Origin of the sequence: Vulcanimicrobium alpinum (assembly GCF_027923555.1) — a bacterium.
Classification (GTDB): Bacteria; Vulcanimicrobiota; Vulcanimicrobiia; order Vulcanimicrobiales; family Vulcanimicrobiaceae; genus Vulcanimicrobium; species Vulcanimicrobium alpinum.
Genome location: NZ_AP025523.1, coordinates 1640745 through 1662672, shown reverse-complemented (window position 1 = coordinate 1662672; position 21928 = coordinate 1640745). Strand labels below are relative to the sequence as shown.

Annotated in this window: 24 protein-coding genes and 1 other RNA gene; 7 read left to right on the top strand and 18 right to left on the bottom strand. The window is 67.7% G+C overall.

From position 1 onward, the window contains the following. The 5 genes from WPS_RS08520 to WPS_RS08500 form a co-directional block, all read right to left on the bottom strand. Entirely contained in the window at positions 1-273 is a 273-nt protein-coding gene (locus WPS_RS08520) for a YggT family protein (RefSeq protein ID WP_317997387.1), read from the bottom strand. Positions 274-281: 8 nt separating this feature from the next. Then, a complete protein-coding gene (locus WPS_RS08515; protein ID WP_317997386.1) occupies positions 282-1232 on the bottom strand; it encodes a M23 family metallopeptidase in 951 nt (316 codons plus the stop codon). Further along, positions 1229-1720, bottom strand: coding sequence for a DUF4446 family protein (locus WPS_RS08510; RefSeq protein ID WP_317997385.1), 492 nt, complete (start codon positions 1718-1720; stop codon positions 1229-1231). The genes WPS_RS08515 and WPS_RS08510 overlap by 4 nt, the downstream gene beginning before the upstream one ends. 20 nt (positions 1721-1740) lie before the next feature. Next, an RNA gene (ffs, locus tag WPS_RS08505) (signal recognition particle sRNA small type) lies at positions 1741-1839 on the bottom strand. A 74-nt stretch (positions 1840-1913) separates the two neighbouring features. Then, positions 1914-2999: a hypothetical protein gene (locus WPS_RS08500; RefSeq protein WP_317997384.1), complete on the bottom strand. Its 1086-nt coding sequence runs from the start codon at positions 2997-2999 to the stop codon at positions 1914-1916. A gap of 55 nt (positions 3000-3054) precedes the next feature. Here WPS_RS08500 and WPS_RS08495 point away from each other — a divergent pair, with 55 nt between their 5' ends. Both WPS_RS08495 and WPS_RS08490 read left to right on the top strand, forming a co-directional pair. Next, positions 3055-5106, top strand: coding sequence for a M3 family metallopeptidase (locus WPS_RS08495; protein WP_317997383.1), 2052 nt, complete (start codon positions 3055-3057; stop codon positions 5104-5106). Positions 5107-5183: 77 nt separating this feature from the next. Then, positions 5184-5669: a DUF2721 domain-containing protein gene (locus WPS_RS08490; protein ID WP_317997382.1), complete on the top strand. Its 486-nt coding sequence runs from the start codon at positions 5184-5186 to the stop codon at positions 5667-5669. 3 nt (positions 5670-5672) lie between these two features. Here the strand turns inward: WPS_RS08490 and WPS_RS08485 are convergent, their stop codons facing one another. From WPS_RS08485 to WPS_RS08475, 3 genes are read right to left on the bottom strand one after another with little or no spacing between them, the layout of a single operon-like run. Beyond that, positions 5673-6266 carry a hypothetical protein gene (locus tag WPS_RS08485; RefSeq protein WP_317997381.1) on the bottom strand — a complete coding sequence of 198 codons (594 nt, stop codon included), beginning with the start codon at positions 6264-6266 and terminating at the stop codon, positions 5673-5675. Between the two features lie 11 nt (positions 6267-6277). Beyond that, positions 6278-6712 carry a phage holin family protein gene (locus WPS_RS08480; RefSeq protein ID WP_317997380.1) on the bottom strand — a complete coding sequence of 145 codons (435 nt, stop codon included), beginning with the start codon at positions 6710-6712 and terminating at the stop codon, positions 6278-6280. Next, positions 6690-7121: a hypothetical protein gene (locus WPS_RS08475; RefSeq protein WP_317997379.1), complete on the bottom strand. Its 432-nt coding sequence runs from the start codon at positions 7119-7121 to the stop codon at positions 6690-6692. Before WPS_RS08475 ends, WPS_RS08480 begins: the two co-directional genes overlap by 23 nt. A gap of 120 nt (positions 7122-7241) precedes the next feature. On the opposite strand from WPS_RS08475, the gene WPS_RS08470 reads away from it, so the two are divergent. Beyond that, positions 7242-7553 (top strand): hypothetical protein, encoded by a 312-nt coding sequence (locus tag WPS_RS08470; protein ID WP_317997378.1) that lies wholly within the window; start codon positions 7242-7244, stop codon positions 7551-7553. A gap of 142 nt (positions 7554-7695) precedes the next feature. On the opposite strand, the gene WPS_RS08465 is transcribed toward WPS_RS08470, so the two are convergent. From WPS_RS08465 to WPS_RS08445, 5 genes are all read right to left on the bottom strand, one after another. Beyond that, positions 7696-8778 carry an IS5 family transposase gene (locus WPS_RS08465; protein WP_317994189.1) on the bottom strand — a complete coding sequence of 361 codons (1083 nt, stop codon included), beginning with the start codon at positions 8776-8778 and terminating at the stop codon, positions 7696-7698. Between the two features lie 98 nt (positions 8779-8876). Then, positions 8877-9920 carry an ABC transporter substrate-binding protein gene (locus tag WPS_RS08460; protein ID WP_317997377.1) on the bottom strand — a complete coding sequence of 348 codons (1044 nt, stop codon included), beginning with the start codon at positions 9918-9920 and terminating at the stop codon, positions 8877-8879. A gap of 11 nt (positions 9921-9931) precedes the next feature. Next, positions 9932-10720, bottom strand: a complete 789-nt coding sequence (locus WPS_RS08455; RefSeq protein WP_317997376.1) for an ABC transporter permease — start codon at positions 10718-10720, stop codon at positions 9932-9934. Continuing rightward, entirely contained in the window at positions 10707-11501 is a 795-nt protein-coding gene (locus WPS_RS08450; RefSeq protein WP_405054943.1) for an ABC transporter ATP-binding protein, read from the bottom strand. Before WPS_RS08450 ends, WPS_RS08455 begins: the two co-directional genes overlap by 14 nt. Continuing rightward, a complete protein-coding gene (locus tag WPS_RS08445; protein ID WP_317997375.1) occupies positions 11492-12658 on the bottom strand; it encodes a CaiB/BaiF CoA transferase family protein in 1167 nt (388 codons plus the stop codon). Before WPS_RS08445 ends, WPS_RS08450 begins: the two co-directional genes overlap by 10 nt. A gap of 30 nt (positions 12659-12688) precedes the next feature. Between WPS_RS08445 and deoC the strand changes: the two genes are divergently transcribed. Next, positions 12689-13576, top strand: a complete 888-nt coding sequence (deoC, locus tag WPS_RS08440; RefSeq protein WP_317997374.1) for a deoxyribose-phosphate aldolase — start codon at positions 12689-12691, stop codon at positions 13574-13576. A gap of 4 nt (positions 13577-13580) precedes the next feature. Then, the gene (locus WPS_RS08435; protein WP_317997373.1) at positions 13581-15938 is read left to right on the top strand and encodes a hybrid sensor histidine kinase/response regulator; all 2358 of its coding nucleotides are present in this window, start codon (positions 13581-13583) and stop codon (positions 15936-15938) included. Here WPS_RS08435 and WPS_RS08430 read toward each other — a convergent pair. From WPS_RS08430 to WPS_RS08420, 3 genes are read right to left on the bottom strand one after another with little or no spacing between them, the layout of a single operon-like run. Beyond that, positions 15927-16316, bottom strand: coding sequence for an ATP-binding protein (locus tag WPS_RS08430; protein ID WP_317997519.1), 390 nt, complete (start codon positions 16314-16316; stop codon positions 15927-15929). The genes WPS_RS08435 and WPS_RS08430 overlap by 12 nt on opposite strands. A gap of 7 nt (positions 16317-16323) precedes the next feature. Further along, a complete protein-coding gene (locus tag WPS_RS08425) occupies positions 16324-16653 on the bottom strand; it encodes an STAS domain-containing protein (protein ID WP_317997372.1) in 330 nt (109 codons plus the stop codon). Beyond that, positions 16650-18146 (bottom strand): PP2C family protein-serine/threonine phosphatase, encoded by a 1497-nt coding sequence (locus tag WPS_RS08420; protein WP_317997371.1) that lies wholly within the window; start codon positions 18144-18146, stop codon positions 16650-16652. Before WPS_RS08420 ends, WPS_RS08425 begins: the two co-directional genes overlap by 4 nt. Positions 18147-18225: 79 nt before the next feature. On the opposite strand from WPS_RS08420, the gene WPS_RS08415 reads away from it, so the two are divergent. Beyond that, on the top strand, positions 18226-19659 hold the full coding sequence (locus tag WPS_RS08415; protein WP_317997370.1) for an aldehyde dehydrogenase family protein: 1434 nt from the start codon (positions 18226-18228) through the stop codon (positions 19657-19659). A gap of 57 nt (positions 19660-19716) precedes the next feature. Here WPS_RS08415 and WPS_RS08410 read toward each other — a convergent pair whose 3' ends face one another. After that, positions 19717-19935, bottom strand: a complete 219-nt coding sequence (locus WPS_RS08410; protein WP_317997369.1) for a hypothetical protein — start codon at positions 19933-19935, stop codon at positions 19717-19719. A 173-nt stretch (positions 19936-20108) separates the two neighbouring features. On the opposite strand from WPS_RS08410, the gene WPS_RS08405 reads away from it, so the two are divergent. Further along, positions 20109-21326 (top strand): IS256 family transposase, encoded by a 1218-nt coding sequence (locus WPS_RS08405; protein ID WP_317997368.1) that lies wholly within the window; start codon positions 20109-20111, stop codon positions 21324-21326. Position 21327: 1 nt separating this feature from the next. On the opposite strand, the gene WPS_RS08400 is transcribed toward WPS_RS08405, so the two are convergent. Beyond that, entirely contained in the window at positions 21328-21777 is a 450-nt protein-coding gene (locus WPS_RS08400) for a phytanoyl-CoA dioxygenase family protein (RefSeq protein WP_317997367.1), read from the bottom strand. Between the last annotated feature and the right edge of the window lie 151 nt (positions 21778-21928).

Here is a 21928-nt window from a genome sequence, read left to right as displayed (position 1 = left end):
TCAGTAACCGCCCACGCACGCGTAGAGGTTGTTGCGAACGATCTGGCTGTCGACGAGCTGGATCACGATGATCACGATGATGAACGAGAGATCGAGGCCGCCCAGCGGCGGAACGATGCGGCGCACCGGCGCGAGCACGGGCTCGATCAGCATCGCGAGGTACTCGCTCCAGCGCCCGCGGATGCTCGGCACCCAAGAGACGACCGCGTAGACGATCATCAGCAGCACGTAGATCTTGAAGATGAGGTCGACGACCTGCCAGACTTGACACATAACAATCCTTATACGCCGGCAGGATCCGGAAGTGTCGCAAGCACCTTCGCGGGGACACCGTGCAGGAACGGCGCCGGGTCGATCGCCTCGCCGGCGTACATCACCTGATAGTGCAGGTGCGGACCCGTCGACTCGCCCGTCGAACCGCTCAGCGCAATCGTCTGGCCTTTGAGGACGCGCTGTCCGGGCGCGACGTCGGCGCGCGAGAGGTGCGCGTACCAGGTGTGGTAACCGTTCCCGTGATCGATGTCGACCTTGATGCCGTAGCCGCCGTCCCAGCCGGCGGCGACCACGACGCCCGCCGCGCTGGCATGCACCGGCGTTCCGTAGTCGGCTTCGAGGTCGAGCCCCTTGTGAAACTCCGGCCACGGATCGGTTCGCCAGCCGAATCCTGCCGCGATCCCGCCGGCGACGGGGTTGAGCGACGGGATCGCGGCGACGAGCCGTTCGCGCGCGATCGACGCCATGCGCCGCAGGTTGAGCGCGCGCAGCGCGAGCCGCTGCAGACGACGTGCGTCGTCGCTGGTCCTGTTCGAGACGGCCGCGAGCCTCCGCAAGCGTGCCTGCACCGAGGTGAAGTCGCTCCCACGCGCCCGCGTATCGCCCGGCGGCGGCGCGACGTACGCGTGCTGTTTGCGGCCGCCGCGGTCGCCGCCGATCAAGCGTTTGATCTCGGCGTTCTCGCGCTGAACCGAACGGAGCTGGTTGGTGAGCGCGTCGGCCTGACGGTCGATCGTTTGGAGTTTGCGCTGCTGGTCCGCGGCAAGCGACTGCAGGGCGCGCAGGTGCTCCTCGGCGACGCGCAATTGATACGTGTGCGCGGCGACCGCGCCGGCGAGCGCGACGACGAACGCGACCGCGATCGCGGCGAGATGACGGCGCGTCAACTGGAGGCGGTACACGGCGCGGCCCTTCGGCGGGATGATCTTGACGAGAATCGTGTGGTCGGCGTCGTTCACGATGCGGCGGCTCGGGCTTTGGCGATCGCGGCGAGTTCTTCTTCGGAGGGATCGGTCGCGGGCTTGAAGGCGGTGACGCCCTTGCCGTACGTGCGCGTGTCCTCGCGCGAGTAGATGCTGGTGAGGACGACGCCGTCGCCCTCGCCGTTGAGCAGCGCCAACGCGTACGACAGGTCGGAGCCGACGTCGTCGAAGGCGTTGAAACGGACGAAGCCGACCCGCGGCACCTCGGTGCGCGCCATCTTCTCCAGCGACTCGATCCGGCGAGCTTGCCCGTCGCGCGCCCGCGCTGCCTCGACGGCGTCCCGTTCGAGCGCCGTCAGCCGATCGGTGGCGCGGGTCGCCCCGCCGCCGAGCATGCCGTCGTGCTGGTCGACGATCGCGCGCATCCGCGCGGCGCGCGGCGCCGCGACGAGCAGATGGTACGCGCTCGTGACGACGAGCGCGCTCGTCAGACTCGCGATGACGGCCGTGGTGAGTTCGTTCATGCCAAAAGAAAGGCCAGGACGAGGGCCAGGTGATTCGCGGCACACGGGAAGGTCCGCTTACCGTTGCTCCCTTCCGGGCCTGGCGGGGTTCACGGGTTGCCGTTGCGCGAGGCCCAACCCTCGTCGAGGCTCCGCCTATGCTACACGCCCGCGGCCCTGCGGGCAAGGTCAGCAGTGGCCGCCGCCGAGCGGATCAGGGTGATTTCGTAAACCCGGTCGGCACCTCGAAGAGCGAGGCGTCGGTCGCCCCGAGCGTCCGCAGGCTGCCGCGCTCGGTGAGGAACCCGAAGCCGCCGCCCGGCGGCGGCGTCGCCGCGCCGGAGCCCGCTTGCGCGAAGGTCACCAGCGAATACAGCGAGAGCTTGCTCCCGGGCGGGGTCGGACCCGAACGACGGACGGTGAAAGTCGGGCGGCAGCCGCCGGTGGGCATCGTGACGGCCTCGCTCGCCGTCTGCGGGACCAAGGGCCGGCGAATCGGGCACGAGGTGACCGCCGGACGGTTCAGCGGCGAGAGATATTCCACGGTGCGAATCGACGCGCCGCCGTCGCGGCACGAACCGGTCGCCTGGCTCATCGTGAAGCTGGTGGTCGCGTCGTACCCCGTCGTGGGCTGGTTCTCGATCCGCAGCGGGCCGAGGCTGCGGGTCGTCTCGGTGAGATCGGCGACCGCGGTCCCCGGCGCTTGGGGATCGGGGGCGCGCCCGCGGCGCGGCGCCGGCGGCGCGCTCGCCTCGGGCTCGCTGCCCGGGACCGAGACCGTGTACGTCTTCTGCGCCAGATTGAGGGTCACGACTTGGCCCAAATCGCACTTGCGGATCGTCGCGGTCTGCGCGGCGACGTCGTCGACCCGTTCCCAGCCGTTCCAGTACGCGTAGCGCAGCAGATGCGGCTGTAGAAACGATCGCGCGCTCGCCGCCAGCCCGCTGAACTGCGCGGCCATCGACGCTTCGAGCGCGCTTTCGATCGAGGCGGAGATCGCCTCCGAGGCCACGGCGCCTGCGACGGCGTTCGCCCCGCCACCGGAGAGGACGGCGCCGGCGATGTTCGCGATGTTGCCGAGCCCGCGCCGGCGCGGCGGCGCGCTGGGCGCGGCCGGGGCGGTCTGGATCGCGGCAACGTCGGCCGCGAAGTTCCCCGGCGGCGGCGGCGTTGCGTTGACGACGACGCGCACGATCTCGTCGTATGCGAGTCCCGGGGGCGGTGCGGCCGACGGTGCGGCCGGAGCAACGAAAACCGCGAGCGCGACGGCAGCGCTCGCACGAAGCAGCGAACGGAGCATGCGTCGCATTTCACGCGACGGAACACCGGGGACCTTCACGAACGTAGAGCGGGTGATGAAGTCCGTAATCGTTCGGAGCACGGCTGCCGTCGCGGCGTCCGCGCTCCTGGCCTCCCTCCCGCTGGCAGCGCACGCCAAACCCGCCGCCGCCCTCGTCGCCGTCGACTGGGCGCTCGCGCCGGCGAAGATTGCCTCCACGTGCGCATCGTCGATCGCGCAGCTCAATGCGCGCACCAACGCGATCGTGCGCGCGCGCTCGGCGCGGACGTTTGAGACCGTCGTGCTGCCGCTGGAGAACGCGACGGCCGATTTCAACGACGACCTCGCCGCGCAAGGCTTCCTCTTCAATGTCGCGACCGACGCGAAGGTGCGCGACGCGTCGCTGAAGTGCTCGACCGACGCCGGCAACGCGCTGACGGAACTCGCGGCGCGCCCCGATCTCTATCAAGCCGTCAATGCGGCGGCCAAGAGCGGAACCTCGCACGGGCCGTCGCAGACGAAGCTCACCCAGCTCTGGCTCACCCAGCTCAAGCGCAGCGGCGCGGGGCTGCCCGACGCGCAGCGGCGCGAGTACATCTCACTTCAGCAGAAGCTCAACGACGATCAGAACACCTTTCAGGCGAATCTCGGCAAAGACGCGTCCACGATCGCGATCACCGCGGTGCAGGCGCAGGCGCTGCCGCCCGACTTCGTCGCTGCGGCACTGAAAAAGAACCCCGACGGCGGCTACACCGTCCCGGTCAACGAGTCGACCGTCGGGCCGTTCATGGAAAACAAGAGCGACGCCGCGGCGCGCAAATCGTACTACATCGCATACAACAACCGCGGCGGCGACGCGAACGTGAAACTCCTGCAGGACGCGCTCGTCCTTCGCGATCGGCTCGCGCATCTGCTGGGCTACCAGACGTGGGCCGCGTACGTGCTCGCCGATCGCATGGCCGCGTCGCCGGCACGCGTCGAGAACTTCCTCACGCAGATCGACGCCGCGATCCTGGCCAAGGCGCGAACGGAGCGTGACGAGGACGCGGCGCTCAAGGGCGCGCCGCTCGACCAATGGGATCAGGGCTACTACGAGAACCTGCTGCGCAAGACGAAATATGCCGTCGATCAGAACGCGATCAAACAGTACTTCCCAGTCCCGCACGTGATCGACAGCGTCCTCGGGATCTACGAGCACCTGCTCGGCGTGAAGTTCACCCGCGTCTCCGAGACGACGTGGCAGGACCAGGTGCAGACCTACGACGTCGTCGACGCCGCGAGCGGTGCACCGCGCGGCCGCTTCTATCTCGATCTCTATCCGCGCCCCGGCAAGTACGATCACTTCGCGAACTTCCCGCTCGTCCCGCGCCGGGTGATGCCGGACGGCAGCGTGCGGCTCGCGACCAGTGCGATCGTCGGGAACTGGCCGGCCCCCGCGCCCGGCAAGCCGGCGCTCCTGACGCACGACGACGTCGTGACGTTCTTCCACGAGTTCGGCCACAACATGGCGGCGCTGCTCGCGAACGAGCCGTACGAGACGCTCACCGCCGGCTTCCGTCAGGATTTCATCGAAGCGCCTTCGCAGATGCTCGAAAACTTTGCCTGGGATCCGGGGATCCTCAAGGCCGTCAGCGCGAACGTGGCCACGAACCAGCCGCTGCCCGACGAGATGATCCAGAAGATGATCGCGGCGCGCTACGTGCATTACGCGCTGCAGACGACCTCGCAGATCCTCTACGCCAGCGTCGACATGATCTATCACACCGCCAAACCGCCGATCGACACGACCGCGGTGTGGAAGGCGACCGTCTCGCGCACGACCCCCAACCAGTTTGTCGACGGCACGCATCCCGAAGCGGCGTTCGGCCACTTGATGGGCGGCTACGACGCGGGCTACTACGGCTACTTGTGGTCGAAGGTCTACGCGCAGGACATGTTCTCGCGCTTCAAGGCGCAGGGGCTTACCAACCCGGTCGCCGGGATGGCCTATCGCAACGACATCCTCGCGCCCGCCCGCGCGCTCGAGCCCGACGTCGAGGTGGCGCGCTTCCTGGGCCGCCCGATGAACCCGAACGCCTTTTACGAGGAACTCGGGATCGCGCCGCCGGCGCAGACTTCGGGGCGCTAGCAGCGAACAGAGGACGCGCCATATTCAGCGGCGCGTCCTCCTCCGGGCTTCCGTCGATCCTGGGCGTCATCTCGGCGATGATCACGCCCGCGATCCTCATCTTGGGGACCGGATCGCTCGTCGCCTCGACGCTCACGCGCATCGCGCGCGTCTTCGACCGCGCGCGCGAGGTCCTCGCGCAGACGACGGCTGCGGCGCAGCGCGGCGATCTCCAGACCGTCCGCACGTATACGCGCTGGCTGCGCTCGTATCGCCGCCGCTCCCAATTCGTGGAGCGCGCGCTGACGTTCTATTATCTCGCGATCTTCCTGTTCGTGATGTCGTCGCTCTCGATCGCGCTCGAGGAAGTCACGCGGGTCGCGGTGCCGTGGATCTCGCTCGCGCTGGTCCTGCTGGGAGCGACGTTCCTCTGCATCGCGACGGCGTTCTTGGTCATCGAGACCAACATGGCCGCCGGTCTGCTCCGCGACGAACTCGATCACGAGCTCGGCGCGGATTGGCACCGCCGTGTCGACGACGCCGGCCGCGAGGCCGACGTCGCCGCACCCGATGCGATCGTCTGAGCCTTACGGGTACGCGGTGCCCGGCGTGCGTGCACCCGCCGTCGCTGAGCTCGTCCCGTTCGCAAGCTCGTCCGCGACCTCGCGCGCGTGCGCCTGCGCCGACTGCTGCGCCGTCTGCATTGCCGACTGCGCAACGTCGCTGACGACCTGTTTGCCGTGCTGCAGCATCTCGGTCCCGGCGTCTTGCGCTCGCCGCATCAGATCGTCGCGCAGCGGCCCCACGCGTTCGCGCTCGAGATCCGTCACCGGCGCGAGCAGTCCCGCAAGGAACCCGACTGCGAGCGCGCCGAGCGCGAGCCCGAGCGGATTCTCCTGCGCGATGTCGACGCCGCGGCGAGCGGCGTTGCGCGCATCGGAGACATCGGGCAGCCGGTCGCCGACCGCTTCGACCGTGTCGCCGACCCGTCCGCTCACCGATTCACTCGCACCGCCCAGCGCCCGTCCGACGCTGCGCGTTGCCTGCTGCATTCCGTCCATCACCCCTCCGACGGCATCGCCGATGCTTTCCTTGACGGTCTCCACTCGATCGTTCACCGCGTCCTTGACGCGGGCCGGCACGTCGGCCTTGTTGCCCAGCGCTTCGACCGTGTCGCCCATGCGCGCACGGGTTACCTCGATCTCATGCCGGATTGCGCGCGGGTCTTCGCCCATTCGATATCCTCCTTTACGGTCTGCGCTGTTTGCTCGGGGACGAGCGGCGTCGCTTCTTCCAACTTGTGTTTTCCGGACTGCGCGAACGCGAAGGCGATCACGCCGTAGATCACCGTCACGATGAGTGCCGCCGCCCAGACCTGCAGGGCCAGTGCGAGCACGGCGATGAGAAAGGTCGTGAACGCGCCGAACGCGCCGAGCGCGAGCAGGGCCGAGCCGCCGAACATCCCGGCGGACGCGACGGCAGGCTTCGCCTTCTCGGCCATCTCGGCGCGTGCCAGTGCGATCTCCGCGCGGACAAGCGTCGCGATCTCGTCGCCGAGTTCGCGCAGCAGCTCGCCAATCGGGCGATCGGCCTCGCGCGGTGCATCAGGTCTCATAATCGTATCCATACGCCGTGCCGCCGGTTCCGTAGCGCCCGGCCGACCCGGAACGGAAACGGCGGGAGCTCGAGGTCTTTAGGAAGCGGGATGCCGCGAACCCCGCAAGGAGTGCCCCCGCGGCGACCATCCACGGCTGACGTCGCGCCAGCGATTCCAGATCCTCGATCAACTGCTCGCCGTCGGCGCCCTGCAGATAGCGAGCGACGTTCTCGACGGCCTCGGCGCCCCGATCGGTGTAGTCGGCGCCGGGCGCGATCCCGCTCTGCCGCAATTGACCGCTGACATGGCGCAGTTCTTCCGCGATCGTCGCGGCGCGATCTCCGAGTTCCGTGGTCCGCTGGTCGACCTGACGGCTCAGGAACGACTTCGATTGGTTGACGGCCTGTGCGGCCGCGTCCCGAACCTCCGATGTCTGCATGCAACCTCCGCGTTGATGTGTGCGTCGGCTGACGTCGTACCCGCGGCATGGAGCATCGCTCGCCAGGTGTGGCGGCTATCGCTCAAACTTCGCTGCTCCGGCACCGATAGTCAAAGAGCGATGAGGGACCGTACGTTCGCCGACTTCGTCGTCGGCGCTCTTGCCTGCATCTCGATGTTCGGCTTCTGCGCGATGCTCAAGGAGAGCGATCTCGACGGCGAGCACCGCCGTCGCGAGCGCGAGCGGTGGACCCTTCCGCGCGCCCGCCGCGCGATGCGCTCGCCCGAGGACGACTGCCGTCACTGCAGCGGCTCGGGCGCGTGCGCGGACTGCGCGCCGGTCCCCTGCCGTGTCTGCAAGGGGAGCGGCGAGCAGCCGCACGACCGCGCGGTCGTCACGCGGCTGACGGCGTTGTGGAACGGGGCGGTCTGATCTAGCAGCCCCGTGAAAAAATCGGCGCGTGGTTCGCGAACTGCCCGTTCAGCACGGTTTTCGGGAGGTCGGCGGACCTCTCGAAGCCCGTTGCCGAGCGGTTCATCTCGAAAACGCCCCCTCGGGTCAGCATCACTTCGCATCATGTCGCGGCCCTCAGATTGCGTATCCTGATCAAGTTGTACGCCGCGGCCGTCCAGCGCACAATGTCGCCGACCAGATCAAGCCCGCGGAAATGCACCTTGCGCAATCGGCCGATCGTCTTGCCCCACCCGAAGCTCTCCTCGATCAACTTGCGCCTGCGTTGACTCACCGTGTAGCCCGGATGGCGGACGGTTCGGCGGTCGATCGCGCTGCGGCGACGGGTCGTATTTTGAGCAACGTGCGGCGTCACGTTGAGCGCTCGCAACGCCTCGACAAAGTCTTTGGTATCGTACGCCTTGTCGGCGCCGAGCGTGATTCGGTTGCTTCCGCTGACCCCGCGAATCAATTCCAGCGCTGCTTCGCGTTCGGCGATCCCGGTCGCGCGAGTGGTCTTCACGCCGACGATCAAGCCGTTGCGATTCTCCATCAGAGCATGTCCGAGATAGCCGAGAATCGCCGGCGCGCCGCTGCTCTTGCGGTACAACCGCGCGTCCGGATCGGTACTCGAGACGTGCGTCTCGTTGCTGCGCGGCCGGCCACGAAAGTTCACGCCCTCGTTGCGACCGCCGCTCGAGGTCGGCGGTTCGTCGTCCGACTTGGGCCGAAAGCTCTTGTGGCTGGCCCACGCCTCGATTAGCGTCCCATCGACGGTGAAATGCTCGTTCGAGAGCAGTTCGTCGGCACGCGCCCGCTCGACCACGGCGGCGAAGAACCGCTCGGAGATTTCGCCATTCAAGAACCGATCGCGGTTCTTGCTGAACGTCGAGGGGTCCCAGATCTTGTCGTCCATGCTCAAGCCCACGAACCAACGAAAGAGCAAATTGTAACGCAACTGCTCCAGCAGCATCGGCTCGCTGCGGATCGAGTAGAACATTTGCAACAGCAAGGCTCGCAGCAGCTTCTCCGGCGCGATCGATGGCCGGCCCCGTCGGGAGTAGAGCTTGGAAAACTCCGGCGAGAGTTCGCGCAGAATTTCGTTGACCATCACGCGCATCGGGCGCAACGGATGATCGCCGGGCACGGTGTCTTCCGGCTGCAACGTCGTCCAAACGGATGCACGCTGCTCATCATGAGTCCGCATCGGCCGCAACCTCACCAAGGTATGAGGAGACTTGCTCTTATAATACGCGAAAAACGCCGTCACGCCAACATCAACTCGGCCGATTTTTCATCAGCCTGCTAGACGCGCACGCTCTTCGCCGCACGGTCGACGAACGTGAGGTCGAAGAGCTGGGTCGGCTTGACCTTCGGCTCAGCGCCGAGAAAGTACGCGTTCGCCTCGATGTTCGCGCGGACGCCCTCCAGATCGATCTCGCCGTGCTGGGTGTACGCCGGGCGCGAGTGGCTGTACGATGCGGCCCAGTCGGCGGCGGGCGTTCCGCCGCGGAACTCGTCGGGCAGGGCCGCGGCGATCTGCGCCGAGGTGCGGGTCGCCATGAACTTGTGCGCGCGAACGAGCGCGTTGACGATCTTCTGCGTACGCTCCGGGTTCTTCTGGATCACCTCGGACCGCGTGAGCGCACCGGTGAAGCAGTACTCCTTGAAGCCGAGCCACTTGCGCGTCTCGGCGGAAGTGTAGAGGCCGACCCACTGCACCCCGCGGCCGGTGCGAATCAGCGTCGTGGCGTACGGATCGTTGCCGTAGGCGGCGTCGACTTGGCTGCCGGCGAGCGCCGAGATCATCGTCGCCCCGCCGCCGACGCCGACGATCTTGACGTCGTCTTTGCCGAGGCCGGCGCGCTTGGCCATGTAGAGCGCGAGCACGTGGGTCGCCGAACCGATCGAGGTGACCCCGATCGTCTTGCCTTTGAAGTCGGCGAACGTCTTGTACTTATCTTTGTCGCCCGGGCGGACCATCAGCGCGATCCCCGGCTGGTTCATGAAGTCGACGATCATCTGCAACGACTTCCCGCGCTCCGCCGCGGCGACCGCGTGATCGATCGCGTTGCCGCTGTAGTCGCAGCTCCCAGACGCCAGCGCCGTCGCCGCCTCGCTGCCGCCCTTGGTATAGGTGATCTCGACGTCGAGTCCCTCAGCCTCGAAGTAGCCGAGCGCCTTCGCGAGGTCCCACGGCAGATACACCAGCGCGTGCTCGGAGCCGACGACGACCGGAACTTTTTCGCGCGGGCCGGCCGCGATCGCGAACTGCGGTACGCCGAACACGGTCGACGCGCCGGCCGCGGCGAGGCCGCTCAGCATCCGGCGTCGAGTCAGATCGTTCATCGTTTCCCTCCTTACGAAACGCGCGGCTTCCAAACCACGAGCCGCTTTTCGAGCCATTGAAAGACGAGGTTGATCGCGAAGACGAGGACCATGAGAATCGCGAGCCCGGCGAAGACGCCGCTCGTGTTTAGCTGCGCTTCCGAGTATTGGATGCGATAGCCTACGCCTGCCTGCGCCCCGAAATATTCGGCGACGACCGCACCGATCAGCGAGAAGCCGACGGCCGAGCGGAGCGACGAGAAGATCCACGTGAGCGCCGAGGGGACGAGCACGTGACGCACGATGTCGGCTTGGCGCGCGCCGAGCACGCGGGCGTTGGCAACGAGCGTGGGGTCGACGTCGCGGATCCCGTCGTAGGTCGCGAAGAAGACGACGAAGAGCACCAGCACGACCGCGCTGACGACCTTCGACCACAGCGTGAACCCGAACCACAGGATGAACAGCGGAACGAGCGTGACCCGCGGGATCGAGTTGAACAGCACCAGGAACGGGACGAAGACCGCCCCGAGAAAACGGTTCGAGGCCAGCAGCACCGCGAGCGCGACGCCGATCGCGCCGCCGACGAGCAGTCCGAAGACCGTCTCCTCCATCGTGACCGCGACGTCGCCCAGGATGTAGTTGTGCTGCCACCAGGTTCCGATCGTAGCCGCAATTTGGCTCGGACTCGAGAAGAAAAACGGATCGATCCCCGACCCGGGATGCGCCGCGTGCACCTGCACGCCGAACTCCCAGCCCGCCAGCACCATCGCGATCGCCGCGATCTGCGTCGCGGCGACGACGCGCCGGTCAACCGGCCGCATTCGCACGGGCGTAACTCTCCAGCACCTCGTCCCGCAGATCGTTCCACATCGATTGATACAGCGCGGTGAAACGCCGATCGAAGCGGACCGTCTCGATGTCGCGCGGACGCGGCAGCGGAACGTCGTACCGCGCCTTCACGCGCGCGGGTCCGGCGGTCATCACCACGACCTCGTCGGAGAGCGCGATCGCCTCTTCGAGGTCGTGGGTCACGAAAATCACGGTCTTCCCCGAGCCCTGCCACAGCCCGAGCAGTTCCGCCTCCATGAGGTTGCGCGTCTGCACGTCGAGCGCCGAGAACGGCTCGTCCATCAGCAGGATCTCCGGATCGTAGACGAGCGTCTGCGCCAGCGCGACGCGTTTGCGCATCCCGCCCGAGAGCTGATGCGGATACGAGGCCTCGAAGCCGCGCAGGCCGACGCGCCCGAGCCATGCGTCGACGCGCCGTCGGGCCTCGTCGCCCGGCACGCCGCGCAGCTGCAGCGGAAAGAGGACGTTGTCGTGGACGTTCTTCCACGGGAGCAGCGCGTCGCGCTGAAAGAGAAACCCGACCGAATCGGTGATCCCCGCGACCGGCCGGTCGCGCACGAGCACGCTCCCCGTGCTCGGTTCCTCGAGCCCGGCCACCAGCGAGAGCGAGGTCGATTTGCCGCAGCCCGAAGGGCCGACAAGCGCGACGAAGCGCTGCGCCTCGACGTCGAGATCGACGCCGCGCAGGGCCGTGTAGCCGCTCTCGAACGTCTTGCTGACGTCCCGCAGCGCGATGATCGGTGCTATCGCGATCCTCCGATCCCCAGTTCCGCCAGCACCGCGTCGGTGTCGGCGCCGACGTCGCGCGCGGCGTGATCGAGCACCGCCGGATGCGCGCGCAAGCGCGCCGCCGGCGCCGCGGTCGCCACGCAATTTCCGGCACCGTCGTCGAGATAGCGCACCACGCCGCGCGCGCGCACCTGTTCGTCGGCGACGATGTCGGCGATCGAATAGACGGGACCCGCCGGGACGCCGGCGCCGGTGAGCACCCGCGCGGCTTCGCCGGCATCGACGCTCTGCGTCCATGCCGCGATCGCCGCCTCGAGCTCCGCGATGTTGCGCGAGCGGTCGCGATTGGTCGCGAAGCGCGGATCGGCTGCGAGTTCGGGACGGCCGATCGCGGCGGCGAACCGTCGGAAAATCGAATCGGCGTTCGCGCCGATCGCGATCCACCGCCCGTCGCGGGTCGGATAGACGCCCGACGGTGCGGCCGCGGAGAAGCGGTTCCCCTGCCGTTCGCGCACCACGCCGAGCGCGGCGTATTCCGGAAGCTGTCCCTGCGTGAGCGCGATGCACGACTCGAGCAGCGACACGTCGATGAGATCGCCGACGCCGTCGCGATCGCGCGCCCGCAGGGCGGCCAGGATGCCGACGACGAGGTTGAGCGCGGCGAGTTCGTCGGCGAGCGAGATCCCCACCCGAACCGGCGGCCGGTCGGGGTAGCCCGTGACGTAGCGGAATCCGCCCATCGCCTCGGCGATGTTGCCGAATCCCGTGCGGTCGCGATACGGCCCATCCTGCCCGTAGCCGCTGATCGACGCGTAGATCAGCCGCGGGTGCTGCGCGCGCAGCGCTTCGTAGCCCAATCCCCATGCCTCGAGCCGCCCCGGCCGGAAGTTCTCGATCAGCACGTCGCATTGCAGGGCGATCGCACGAACGGTCTCTCGGTCGGCTTCTTCGTGCAAGTCGAAGCACAGGAAGCGTTTGTTACGATTGTGCGACTTGAACCACCACGAGGTGCCGTCCGGCGCCGGCGCGCCCCACGTCCGCAGACCGTCGCCTTCGGCGGATTCGACTTTGAGCACGTCGGCGCCGAGATCGGCGAGGAGCCGTCCGGCTGAGGGTCCGGCGACGGACGAACCGAGTTCCAGAACACGGATGCCGGCGAGCGGCGGCGCATACGAGGTCACGCCGCGCGACCTTCTCGAACGTGCAGAGTCATGCCCTTGCTCTCGCTTACGTCTCCGCCGGTCGATGCGGTCATGCTGGAGGCACGTGCGGCGAGCTTCGGGACCCGCTCGATCAAGAACGAGGCGAAGCTCGCCGCGATCGACCTGGCGATCCGGTGCATCGACCTGACGACCCTGGAAGGACGCGACTCGCCGGGGCGCGTGCGGTCGCTCTGCGCGAAGGCGGCGTTCCCCGCGCCCGGTGCGCCGCGGGTCGCGGCGGTCTGCGTCTATCCCAACCTCGTCGCCGTCGCCAAGGACGCGCTGCGCGGCACCGGCGTCAAAGTCGCCTCGGTCGCGACCGCGTTCCCGAGCGGCCTCTCGTCGCTCGACGTGAAATTGCGCGACACGGAAGCGGCGCTCGCGAGCGGCGCCGACGAGATCGACATGGTGATCGACCGCGGTGCGTTTCTCGCAGGAGACGAAGCGCGAGTCTACGACGAGATCGTCGCGGTCAAGAACGTGTGCGGCGACGTTCATCTCAAAGCGATCCTCGAAACCGGCGAACTGGGCTCCTACGACGCGACGCGCCGCGCGTCGGACCTGGCGCTCGAAGCCGGAGCCGACGTCATCAAAACGTCGACCGGGAAGATCGGCACGTCGGCGACGCTCGCGACGGCGCTCGTGATGGCCGAGGCGATCCGCGACTTCGCGCGCCGCACGGGCGAACGCCGCGGGCTCAAGGTCGCCGGCGGCGTGCGCACCACGAAGGCCGCGATCGCGTATCTCGTTTTGCTCGACGAGTCGCTCGGCGACCCTTGGCTCGATCCCGACCTGTTCCGCATCGGCGCCTCGGCGCTGCTCGACGATCTGCTCCTGCAGCGCGAGAAGCTCGCAACCGGGCGGTACGGCTCGCTGGACTACGTCCCGCGGGACTGACGCCGTGTCGCTGCGCGCGCGGCTCTCCGCGCTGGTGATCGTTCCGCTCGCGCTGATCCTCGGCGTCATCGCGGTGGTCACGTATTTCGGGTCGCGCACGCACGCGATGGAGAACGTCTCGCGCGACGCGACGATCCGGCTCGAAGCCTCCGACGACGTGCTGATCTCGGTGCTGCACGCGCAGAACGCGGTGCGGCGCGTCCTGCTGCGCGGCGACCGCGCCTCCTACGCCGCTGCACGCGCCGGCGTCCTCGCGCGGATCGGCGCGCTGCACGCCGCCACCGCCGGGGATCTCGACGTCGAGGAGTCGGTTGGGGCGATCGACGCGTTCGCACGCCGGGAACTCACTCGGCTCGACGCTGAGACCCCAGCCACGAAGCCGGGGAGCATCGACGCCCGCTCCGCCCTCGCGACGACCGCGCGCGCCGAATCGCTCATGACCGATCTCATCGCGGCGAAGCTGCGTTTCGACACGATCGAGCGCGACCGGCGCGCGCAGGCGCGGGTCCAACTGCAGGCGATCTGGCGGTCGAGCGGGATCTGGCTCTTCGTCGTCGCGCTCGCCGGCGGGACGGCGACACTCGTCCTCGCGTTCATCGTCAGCCGGTCGCTGGCCCAGCGCATCGAGCGCGTCGAACAGCATGCTCGCGCGTACATGCGCGGGAAGCCGGTCGCCGACGCTGACGCGCTCGCGGGCTCCGACGAGGTCGCCGAACTGGATCGTACCCTGCGCGTGATGGCCGCGACGATCCGCTCGCGCGAAGACGAGCTGCGCGCGGCGGTCGCGCGCGCCGAAGAGGCATCGCGCGCGAAATCGGATTTCGTCGCGACGATGAGCCATGAGATCCGCACGCCCATGAACGGCGTGATCGGGATGTCGGAGCTGCTGCTCGACACGCCGCTCGATCGCGAACAGCACGAATACGTGCAGACGATCCGCCACTCCGGCGAAACGCTGCTCGGCGTGATCAACGACGTCCTCGACTTCTCGAAGATCGAGGCCGGCCGGCTCGAGCTGGAGCGAGCCGACGTCGAGATCGTCGTGCTCACCGAGACGGTGGCGGCGATCGTCGCGCCGCAGGCGCACGCCAAACATCTCGAACTGGTCACCTACGCGGACGTCGGAGTCCCGCAGTTCGTCGTCGGCGACCCGTTGCGCTTGCGTCAGATCCTGCTGAACCTGCTCTCCAACGCGGTGAAGTTCACCGACCGCGGGAGCGTCGTCGTGGTGGTGACGGTCGAGCACGAGACCGACGCCGAGGTGACGCTGCGCTTCGCGATCTCCGACACCGGGATCGGGATCGATGCGACGACCGAAGCGACGCTGTTCGAGCCGTTCCGCCAGGCCGATATGTCGACGACGCGACGCTTCGGCGGCACCGGCCTCGGCCTGACGATCTCGCGGCGGCTGGTGCGTTTGATGGAAGGCGAGATCGGCGTGCAGAGCACGCCGGGGCGCGGCTCGACCTTCTGGTTCACGATCCCCTTCGCGCGCAGCCGTGCGGTGCCGGGGACTCCCGCGGTGCGCGAACTGCGCGGGACGCGGACGCTCGTCGTCGAGGACGATCCGCGCACGCTCGAGCTGCTGCGGCGCACGCTCGAAGGCTGGGGCGTGCACGCCGACAAGGTCCAGGATGCCGCGACGGCGTTGCGCCACCTCACGTGGGCCGCGGAACGCGGCGAGCCCTACGACAACGTGCTCGTCGACTACGACCTCGGGATGAGCGACGGGATCGCGCTGGGCTGGAAGATCCGCCAGCATCCGCTGCTCGGGCACACGGGACTGGTGATGATCACCGCCAACGACGATCGCGAACTCGCCGCGCAGGCGCGGGCAGCCGGCTTCTCTTCGTACCTGGTGAAGCCCGCGACGCAGTCGTCGCTCTTCGACGCGATCGCCGGCGTCGTGCAGGCGCGCGCGGGCGATCTGCCGGGCGCAGCGGCGGACCCGTCTGCGCCGGCGCGCGCCGAACGCATCCTCATCGCCGAAGACAATCCGGTGAACCAGCGGCTTGCGACGCGCCAGCTCGAACGGCTCGGCTTCGCGCCCGAGGTCGCGGGGAACGGCGCCGAGGCGGTGCTGGCGCACTCCCGCGGCAACGTCGATTTGATCTTCATGGACGTGCAGATGCCGGTGCTCGACGGCTACGACGCAACGGCGCAGATCCGGCGCGCGGAATTGCGCACCCGCACCCATACCGTAATCGTCGCGATGACCGCGAACGCGCGCGGCGAGGATCGCGACGCGTGCCTCGCCGCCGGGATGGACGACTACGTCGCGAAGCCGGTCAGCCTCGCCGACCTGCGGCGCGTCCTCGACCGCTGGCTTCCGGCGACGTCGAACGCGGCGTCAGCCGGCTAGCCGCGGCACGTCGAACACCATCCGCACGCTGGTCCCGCCGTTCGGCTCGATCGTCACCTCGCGCGCGATCGCGCGCACGATCCGCAGCCCGAAGCCGCGTCCGGGCGTTCCGCCGTCGCGCTCGATGAAGCGTCCACGGTCGACGACGTCGACGAGCAGCGTCGCACCGGCGCCGGTGCGCGCGTAGAGCTCGACCTCGCCGCGCACGTCACTGCGGTAGGCGTGTTCGACCGCGTTCGAAAGCGCCTCCCGACCGCGATGATGATGTCCTCGCGCGCCGGTTCCGGGATCTGCGCGCCGACCAGAAACGCGTCGAGCGCATGCCGAAGCGGCTGCGGCGCGTCGAGCAGTGCGCTGCGGTTGAGCCGCAGTTCGCAGTCCGGCGTCACCGGCCGGCCTCCGCGAGAAACGTCAACGCCGCGCCGCGGTCGTCGAAGACGCGAAACGCCTCCGCGAGCCCGGCATAGGCGAGGATCCGCGCGAACTGCGGGCGCCCGATGAGGGTTGCGACCGCGCGTCCCTCCCGCCGCGTCGCGTCGCGGAAGCGCAGCAGTTCCGCGATGATCGTCGAGTCGGCGTACGTCACCTCGCTCAGATCGACGAGAATCCCGGGGCCGGGGCCGTCGACCTGCAGCGCCGCCGCGATCTCCGCACGGCGTGCGATGTCGAGTTCGCCGCCCAGCGCGATCACGGTCAGCGACGATCTTCCGCTCACGACGCGCGCCGCAGATCGTTGATCGAGACGACGGTTCCGGTCATCGTCCCGTCGTTGCTGCGCGCACCGGCCGCGACGATCGCCCCGCTCGCGACTCGCGCACCCGAAGTCGTGCCCTCCGGGGCGAACGCGACCGTCAGGATCGCGACGTCGTCGCCGACCACGCGCCCGTCGAAGATGTGCCCGTGGATCGCGGCCGCGATGTTGGGCGTTTCGTTGTCGAGCGCGCGCGATACGGCGTCGAGCAGCGTCTGTTCTCCGGCGATCACGTCGCGCGAATGCTCGACCGCACCGTCGGTGTAGAGGACGAGCATTGCGCCCGGCACCGTCTGGATCGTGGAGGTCCGGTACGCCGCCGTCTCGCTCACGGCGAGCGGCAAGCCGCCGAACTCGAGCAGGCGCGGCGGACGGCCGGGCTCGATCAGCACCGGCGGCGGATGACCCGCGGTCGCATAGACGAACTCGTACCGCCTCGCGTCGGCGAAGCCGCAGACCGCCGTCACCATGCGTGCGTCTTGCCGTATGAGTTCGCGGTTGACACGCGCGAGCAAGTTCCCGGGATCGGGATCCTGGACCGCGGCGGTGACGAGCGCCTGCCGCGCACGGTTCATCGAGACCGCCGCCTCGAGACCATGGCCGGCGACGTCGCCGATGACGCAGAGCACGCGCTCGCGCGAGAGTTCCACGCCGTCGTACCAATCGCCGCCGACTTTCGCTTCCTCGGTCGCGGGGACGTACGTCGCACTGAAACTGACCGCCGGCAGCACGGGCAGCGGCCGCTGCAGAAACGCGTCCTGCAGCGTTTCGGCGACGCGCCGCTCCGTTTCGTACGCGGCCTGCAGGCGCGCCGATTCGCCTTCGCTCTGCTCCAGCCGAGCGTTCGAGCGCACGAGTTCGGCGGCGAAGAGCGCGGCCGCGCCGGCGACGCCGAGGACGCCGACGATCACAATGATGTTGATGCGGTCGATCGCCGACTGCGCCTGCGCGTCGATCGCGGCCTCGCGCCGTCCGATCGCGTCCTCGACGGTTTGGAGATCGTTGCGGTAGCGATCCATCAGCCCTTTGCCGTACCGCTGGATGACCAGCGGGGCGGCGGGATGCGGCGCCGTCAGCGGAAGCGCGACCCTGCGCGTCCACGCGTCGCTCGCCCGCACGCCGTCGGCGAGCGCCGGCAGCGCTTCAGTCATCCCGAGCTCGACGAGCGAGCGGCGAAGGTCGGCGAGCACCGGTGCGAGCGCGTCGCGCGCCTGCTGGTACGGCTCCAGGAACACGGGGTCGCGCGTCGCGGCGAAGCCGCGGACGCCGGTCTCCTGGTCGAGCTGCAGCTTCACCGCCTGACTCGCCAAGAGGCGCGTCTCGCGCACCCGCTCCTCCGTCGAGAACGCTCGCCCGACGAACGAGCGGACGAGGAAGCCGCCGGCGACGACGATCGGAACGACGAGGGCAACGATCAGCGCTATCCCGACAAGCGATCGTGACAGTCGGCGATCCATCTGGCGTGCCGCTTGGCGACGGCGCGGCGGACTCCCTTGAGCGCGGGGAGCGCGCCGCCGGCCGAGCGAACGCTGCCGGATGGCCCTGGCATACGCGCCGTCGCTCGAGACCGCCCCGGTTCGGATCGCGGCGCGCTACGACCACTTCATCGGCGGGCGATGGACGCCGTCCTCGGACGGCGCGACGTTCGTAACGATCGATCCGGCGCACGAAACCGAGCTCGCCCAGGTCGCGGCCGGGAGCCCGCAGGACATCGACCGCGCCGTCGCCGCAGCGCGCGACGCGTACGAGCGGGTGTGGAAGACGATGCGCCCGGCGGACCGGGCGAAGTATCTCTACCGGATCGCCCGCGCGATCACCGAGCGTTCGCGCGAACTCGCCGTCCTCGAGACCAAAGACGGCGGCAAGCCGATCAAAGAGTCGCGCGACTTCGACGTCGTGCAGGCGGCGGCGCACTTCTTCTATTACGCGGGCTGGGCCGACAAGCTGCGCTACGCGCTGCCCGGGATCGGCGCGCCCGCACCTGTCGGCGTCGTCGGCTCGATCGTCCCATGGAACTTCCCGCTGCTGATGGCGGCCTGGAAGATCGCACCGGCGCTGGCGTGCGGGAACACCGTCGTCCTCAAACCGGCCGAGACGACGCCGCTCACCGCGCTCGTCCTTGCTCAGATCTGCGAAGAGGCCGAACTGCCGCCGGGCGTCGTCAACGTCGTCACCGGAGACGGCACGACCGGCGCGGCGCTCGTTGCGCATCCCGGCGTCGACAAGATCGCGTTCACCGGCTCGACCGAGGTCGGAAAGATCATTCAAAAGACGGTCGCGGGGACGTCCAAGCGGCTGACGCTCGAACTCGGCGGAAAAGCGGCGAACATCGTCTTCGCCGACGCGCCGCTCGATCAGGCGGTCGAGGGCGTGGTCAACGGCATCTACTTCAATCAGGGTCACGTCTGCTGCGCCGGTTCGCGTCTGCTCGTCGCGGAATCGGTGCACGACGAGATCGTCGACCGCCTGCGCGCGCGGATCGAGGCGCTGCGCGTCGGCGATCCGCTCGACAAGAACACCGACATCGGCGCGATCAACTCCGCGGCGCAGCACGCGAAGATCGCGGAATTCGTCGCGAGCGGCGTCGCCGAGGGTGCGACGCTCCACCAGCAGTCGTGCGCGCTCCCCGAACGCGGCTTCTTCTTCCGCGCATCGTTCTTCACCGGCGTCTCGCAGTCGCACCGGATCGCGCGCGAGGAGATCTTCGGACCGGTCCTCTCGATCATGACCTTCCGCACCGCCGACGAAGCGATCGAGAAAGCGAACAACACGCCGTACGGACTCTCAGCGGGCGTGTGGACGGACAAGGGCGCAAAATCGATGTACGTCGCGCAGCGCCTGCGCGCGGGCGTGGTGTGGTGCTCGACCTTCAACCAGTTCGATCCCAGTTCGCCCTTCGGAGGCTACCGGGAATCGGGTTTCGGCCGCGAAGGCGGCGTCGCCGGCCTGCGGCCCTACCTCACGCGCTGAGCGAACGCGGCGACGGCGGCCGGCATGCGTCGATCGGCAACGGAATAGGTCGCGATGCTACGCCCCCGTGGTGCTCTCGGCCGGCAACCCGAGCTTTTCTCGCAAACGCGGCAGAGCACCGAGCGCGTCGACGTTCTGCTCGGCCATATTCTGAATCGTAACGTGGTACAGGTTCTCGAAATTCTTCCACATGCCCGGCCCAAGCGACGCGCGGTGAATCGCGACGACCCTTTCGAGGCAATTCCACATGATCACGATGCGGCCGGAAGCGACCATGAGCAACGTTTCCCGATCGACAAGCGCTTTGCGTTCGTAAAACGCGATACGCTCGAAGCAACGTAAGACGATGGGCAGAGTCCCTATAATTGATGTAAATTCAGCGGGCGGGTAGCCACCGCTCCGGTTCGAAGATTGACGTTGACAACACTTCAATCGAAAGGACCGGAACGGTGGCCGATTACGATCTTACCCTATCCCGCGACGCGATTCCAGCGTTGCTCGATCAACCTGCGGCGCTCGGGAAGCTCGTCGAAACGATTTTGAACCAAGTGCTCGAGGCGCAGATGCTCGATCATCTGGGCGCCGAGCGGTACGAACGCTGTCAAGAACGGGAGGGCTATCGAAATGGGTATCGCGATCGACAGCTCTCGACCCGCGTCGGATCGCTGGTCCTGCGCGTGCCGCAGACGCGCGACGGCAGCTTCTCAACCGACATCTTTGAGCGTTATCGCCGCAGCGAACAAGCCTTTGTCGTGGGCCTGATGGAGATGGTCGTCAACGGCGTCTCGACGCGGAAGGTCACGCGGATAACCGAAGGTCTGTGTGGGACGTCGTTTTCGAAGTCGACGTTCAGTCGCCTCGCGAAGGCCCTTGACGAGCCGGTCGCGGGATTCTTGAATCGTCGGCTCGACGCGGCGTACCCGTTCATCATCGTTGACGCGCTCTTCACGAAGGTGCGCACCGACAAGAGCGTCGTCAGCAAAGCGCTGCTCATCGCGAGCGGCATTCGTGCTGACGGATACCGCGAGATCCTTGGTCTTTCGATCGGCGATTCGGAGAGCTTTGCGACGTGGAACGAGTTCTTTCGCGGCCTCAAAGCACGCGGCTTGCACGGCGTCGACGTTGCCGTCTCCGACAATCACTCGGGCTTACGCGAGGCGATCGCCAAGCAATTCGTCGGCGCGACGTGGCAGCGTTGCCAGTTCCACGTGATGAAGAACTTGCTCGATCACGCGCCCAAGAAAGAACGCGAAAACGTAACCGCTGCAGCTCGGCTGATCTTCCTCGCAACTGATCGCAAAGAGGCCGAGCGTCGATATGCGGAATTCATGGCCCGCTTCGCAGAAACAGCGCCCAAGTCGTGCGTGTGCTTGGAAGGAGCGTTCGAAGACATGTTTGCGATCTTGCCGCTGCCGGAGAAATATCGTCGGCGACTGCGCACGAGCAACATGCAAGAGCGGCTCAATGAAGAGATTCGTCGCCGGGAGAAAGTCATTCGCATTTTCCCAAACGACGCCGCAGCGATTCGCATGGTCGGCGCGTTACTCTCCGAGCAAAACGACGAATGGTTAAGCCGAGCCTACTTCGACATGACCGAATACTTCGAATGGAAAGCAACGACGGTGGCCAAGCCGGCCGCCGTAAAACGAGACAGACGAGCAGCCTAACTTACGCGATCGACGAACCGGAATTACAGCAGATTTGGGACTTGACTAGGAACGTCGCCATCGTATCGCGCGGGACGCCGTCGTGCTGCCAATAGCCGTAGTCCTGATGCCACATCCACACGGTGCCGTCGATCGCCGTCTTGATATTGCTCTTGCAATGGAACACGTAGAGCTCGTCGTCGCGTAGCACTTGCTGTGCGGGTCGCAGAAAGCGCGGCGTGCTTACGAGCCGATGAAATGCGGGCGAGAACGTCGGCCCGTCGGGTTCGTGCGAACGGTACACCGTCCGGATCGATCCCGTGCGCTCGCGGATGATCGCGTCGGAGTTCGCGCTGGACGTGCGGGCGATCTCGGCTTTGAGCAAGCCGACTTCGTCGGCCGTGAAGAGCCTCTCGAAGCGCAAAAAACCGTCGCAATCGAACTGGTCGAGTTGAGCCTGCGTGAGTTCCATGCATCCTTCCGGGCGACTGTCGCGCGGAGGTCCTTCGCGCGCACGGGCGCCCGATACCCGCCGCGCGCTGCCCGGTCGCACCGCAGCAAGGAACCGCGTGGATGAGCGGAGCCCGTGCAGACCGGCCGGGCTCGCGACGCCCCACCGAGAA

Coding starts and splice junctions, on each gene's coding strand:
- WPS_RS08465 (WP_317994189.1), bottom strand. CDS start 8,778: ATGCGGACTCATGATGAGCAGCGTGCATCCGTTTGGACGACGTTGCAG.
- WPS_RS08490 (WP_317997382.1), top strand. CDS start 5,184: ATGATCACGCCCGCGATCCTCATCTTGGGGACCGGATCGCTCGTCGCC.
- WPS_RS08480 (WP_317997380.1), bottom strand. CDS start 6,712: ATGGATACGATTATGAGACCTGATGCACCGCGCGAGGCCGATCGCCCG.
- WPS_RS08495 (WP_317997383.1), top strand. CDS start 3,055: ATGAAGTCCGTAATCGTTCGGAGCACGGCTGCCGTCGCGGCGTCCGCG.
- WPS_RS08510 (WP_317997385.1), bottom strand. CDS start 1,720: ATGAACGAACTCACCACGGCCGTCATCGCGAGTCTGACGAGCGCGCTC.
- WPS_RS08420 (WP_317997371.1), bottom strand. CDS start 18,146: ATGGATCGCCGACTGTCACGATCGCTTGTCGGGATAGCGCTGATCGTT.
- WPS_RS08470 (WP_317997378.1), top strand. CDS start 7,242: ATGAGGGACCGTACGTTCGCCGACTTCGTCGTCGGCGCTCTTGCCTGC.
- WPS_RS08500 (WP_317997384.1), bottom strand. CDS start 2,999: ATGCTCCGTTCGCTGCTTCGTGCGAGCGCTGCCGTCGCGCTCGCGGTT.
- WPS_RS08475 (WP_317997379.1), bottom strand. CDS start 7,121: ATGCAGACATCGGAGGTTCGGGACGCGGCCGCACAGGCCGTCAACCAA.
- WPS_RS08520 (WP_317997387.1), bottom strand. CDS start 273: ATGTGTCAAGTCTGGCAGGTCGTCGACCTCATCTTCAAGATCTACGTG.
- WPS_RS08400 (WP_317997367.1), bottom strand. CDS start 21,777: ATGGAACTCACGCAGGCTCAACTCGACCAGTTCGATTGCGACGGTTTT.
- WPS_RS08410 (WP_317997369.1), bottom strand. CDS start 19,935: ATGGTCGCTTCCGGCCGCATCGTGATCATGTGGAATTGCCTCGAAAGG.
- WPS_RS08415 (WP_317997370.1), top strand. CDS start 18,226: ATGGCCCTGGCATACGCGCCGTCGCTCGAGACCGCCCCGGTTCGGATC.
- WPS_RS08460 (WP_317997377.1), bottom strand. CDS start 9,920: ATGAACGATCTGACTCGACGCCGGATGCTGAGCGGCCTCGCCGCGGCC.
- deoC (WP_317997374.1), top strand. CDS start 12,689: ATGCCCTTGCTCTCGCTTACGTCTCCGCCGGTCGATGCGGTCATGCTG.
- WPS_RS08455 (WP_317997376.1), bottom strand. CDS start 10,720: ATGCGGCCGGTTGACCGGCGCGTCGTCGCCGCGACGCAGATCGCGGCG.
- WPS_RS08485 (WP_317997381.1), bottom strand. CDS start 6,266: ATGGGCGACACGGTCGAAGCGCTGGGCAACAAGGCCGACGTGCCGGCC.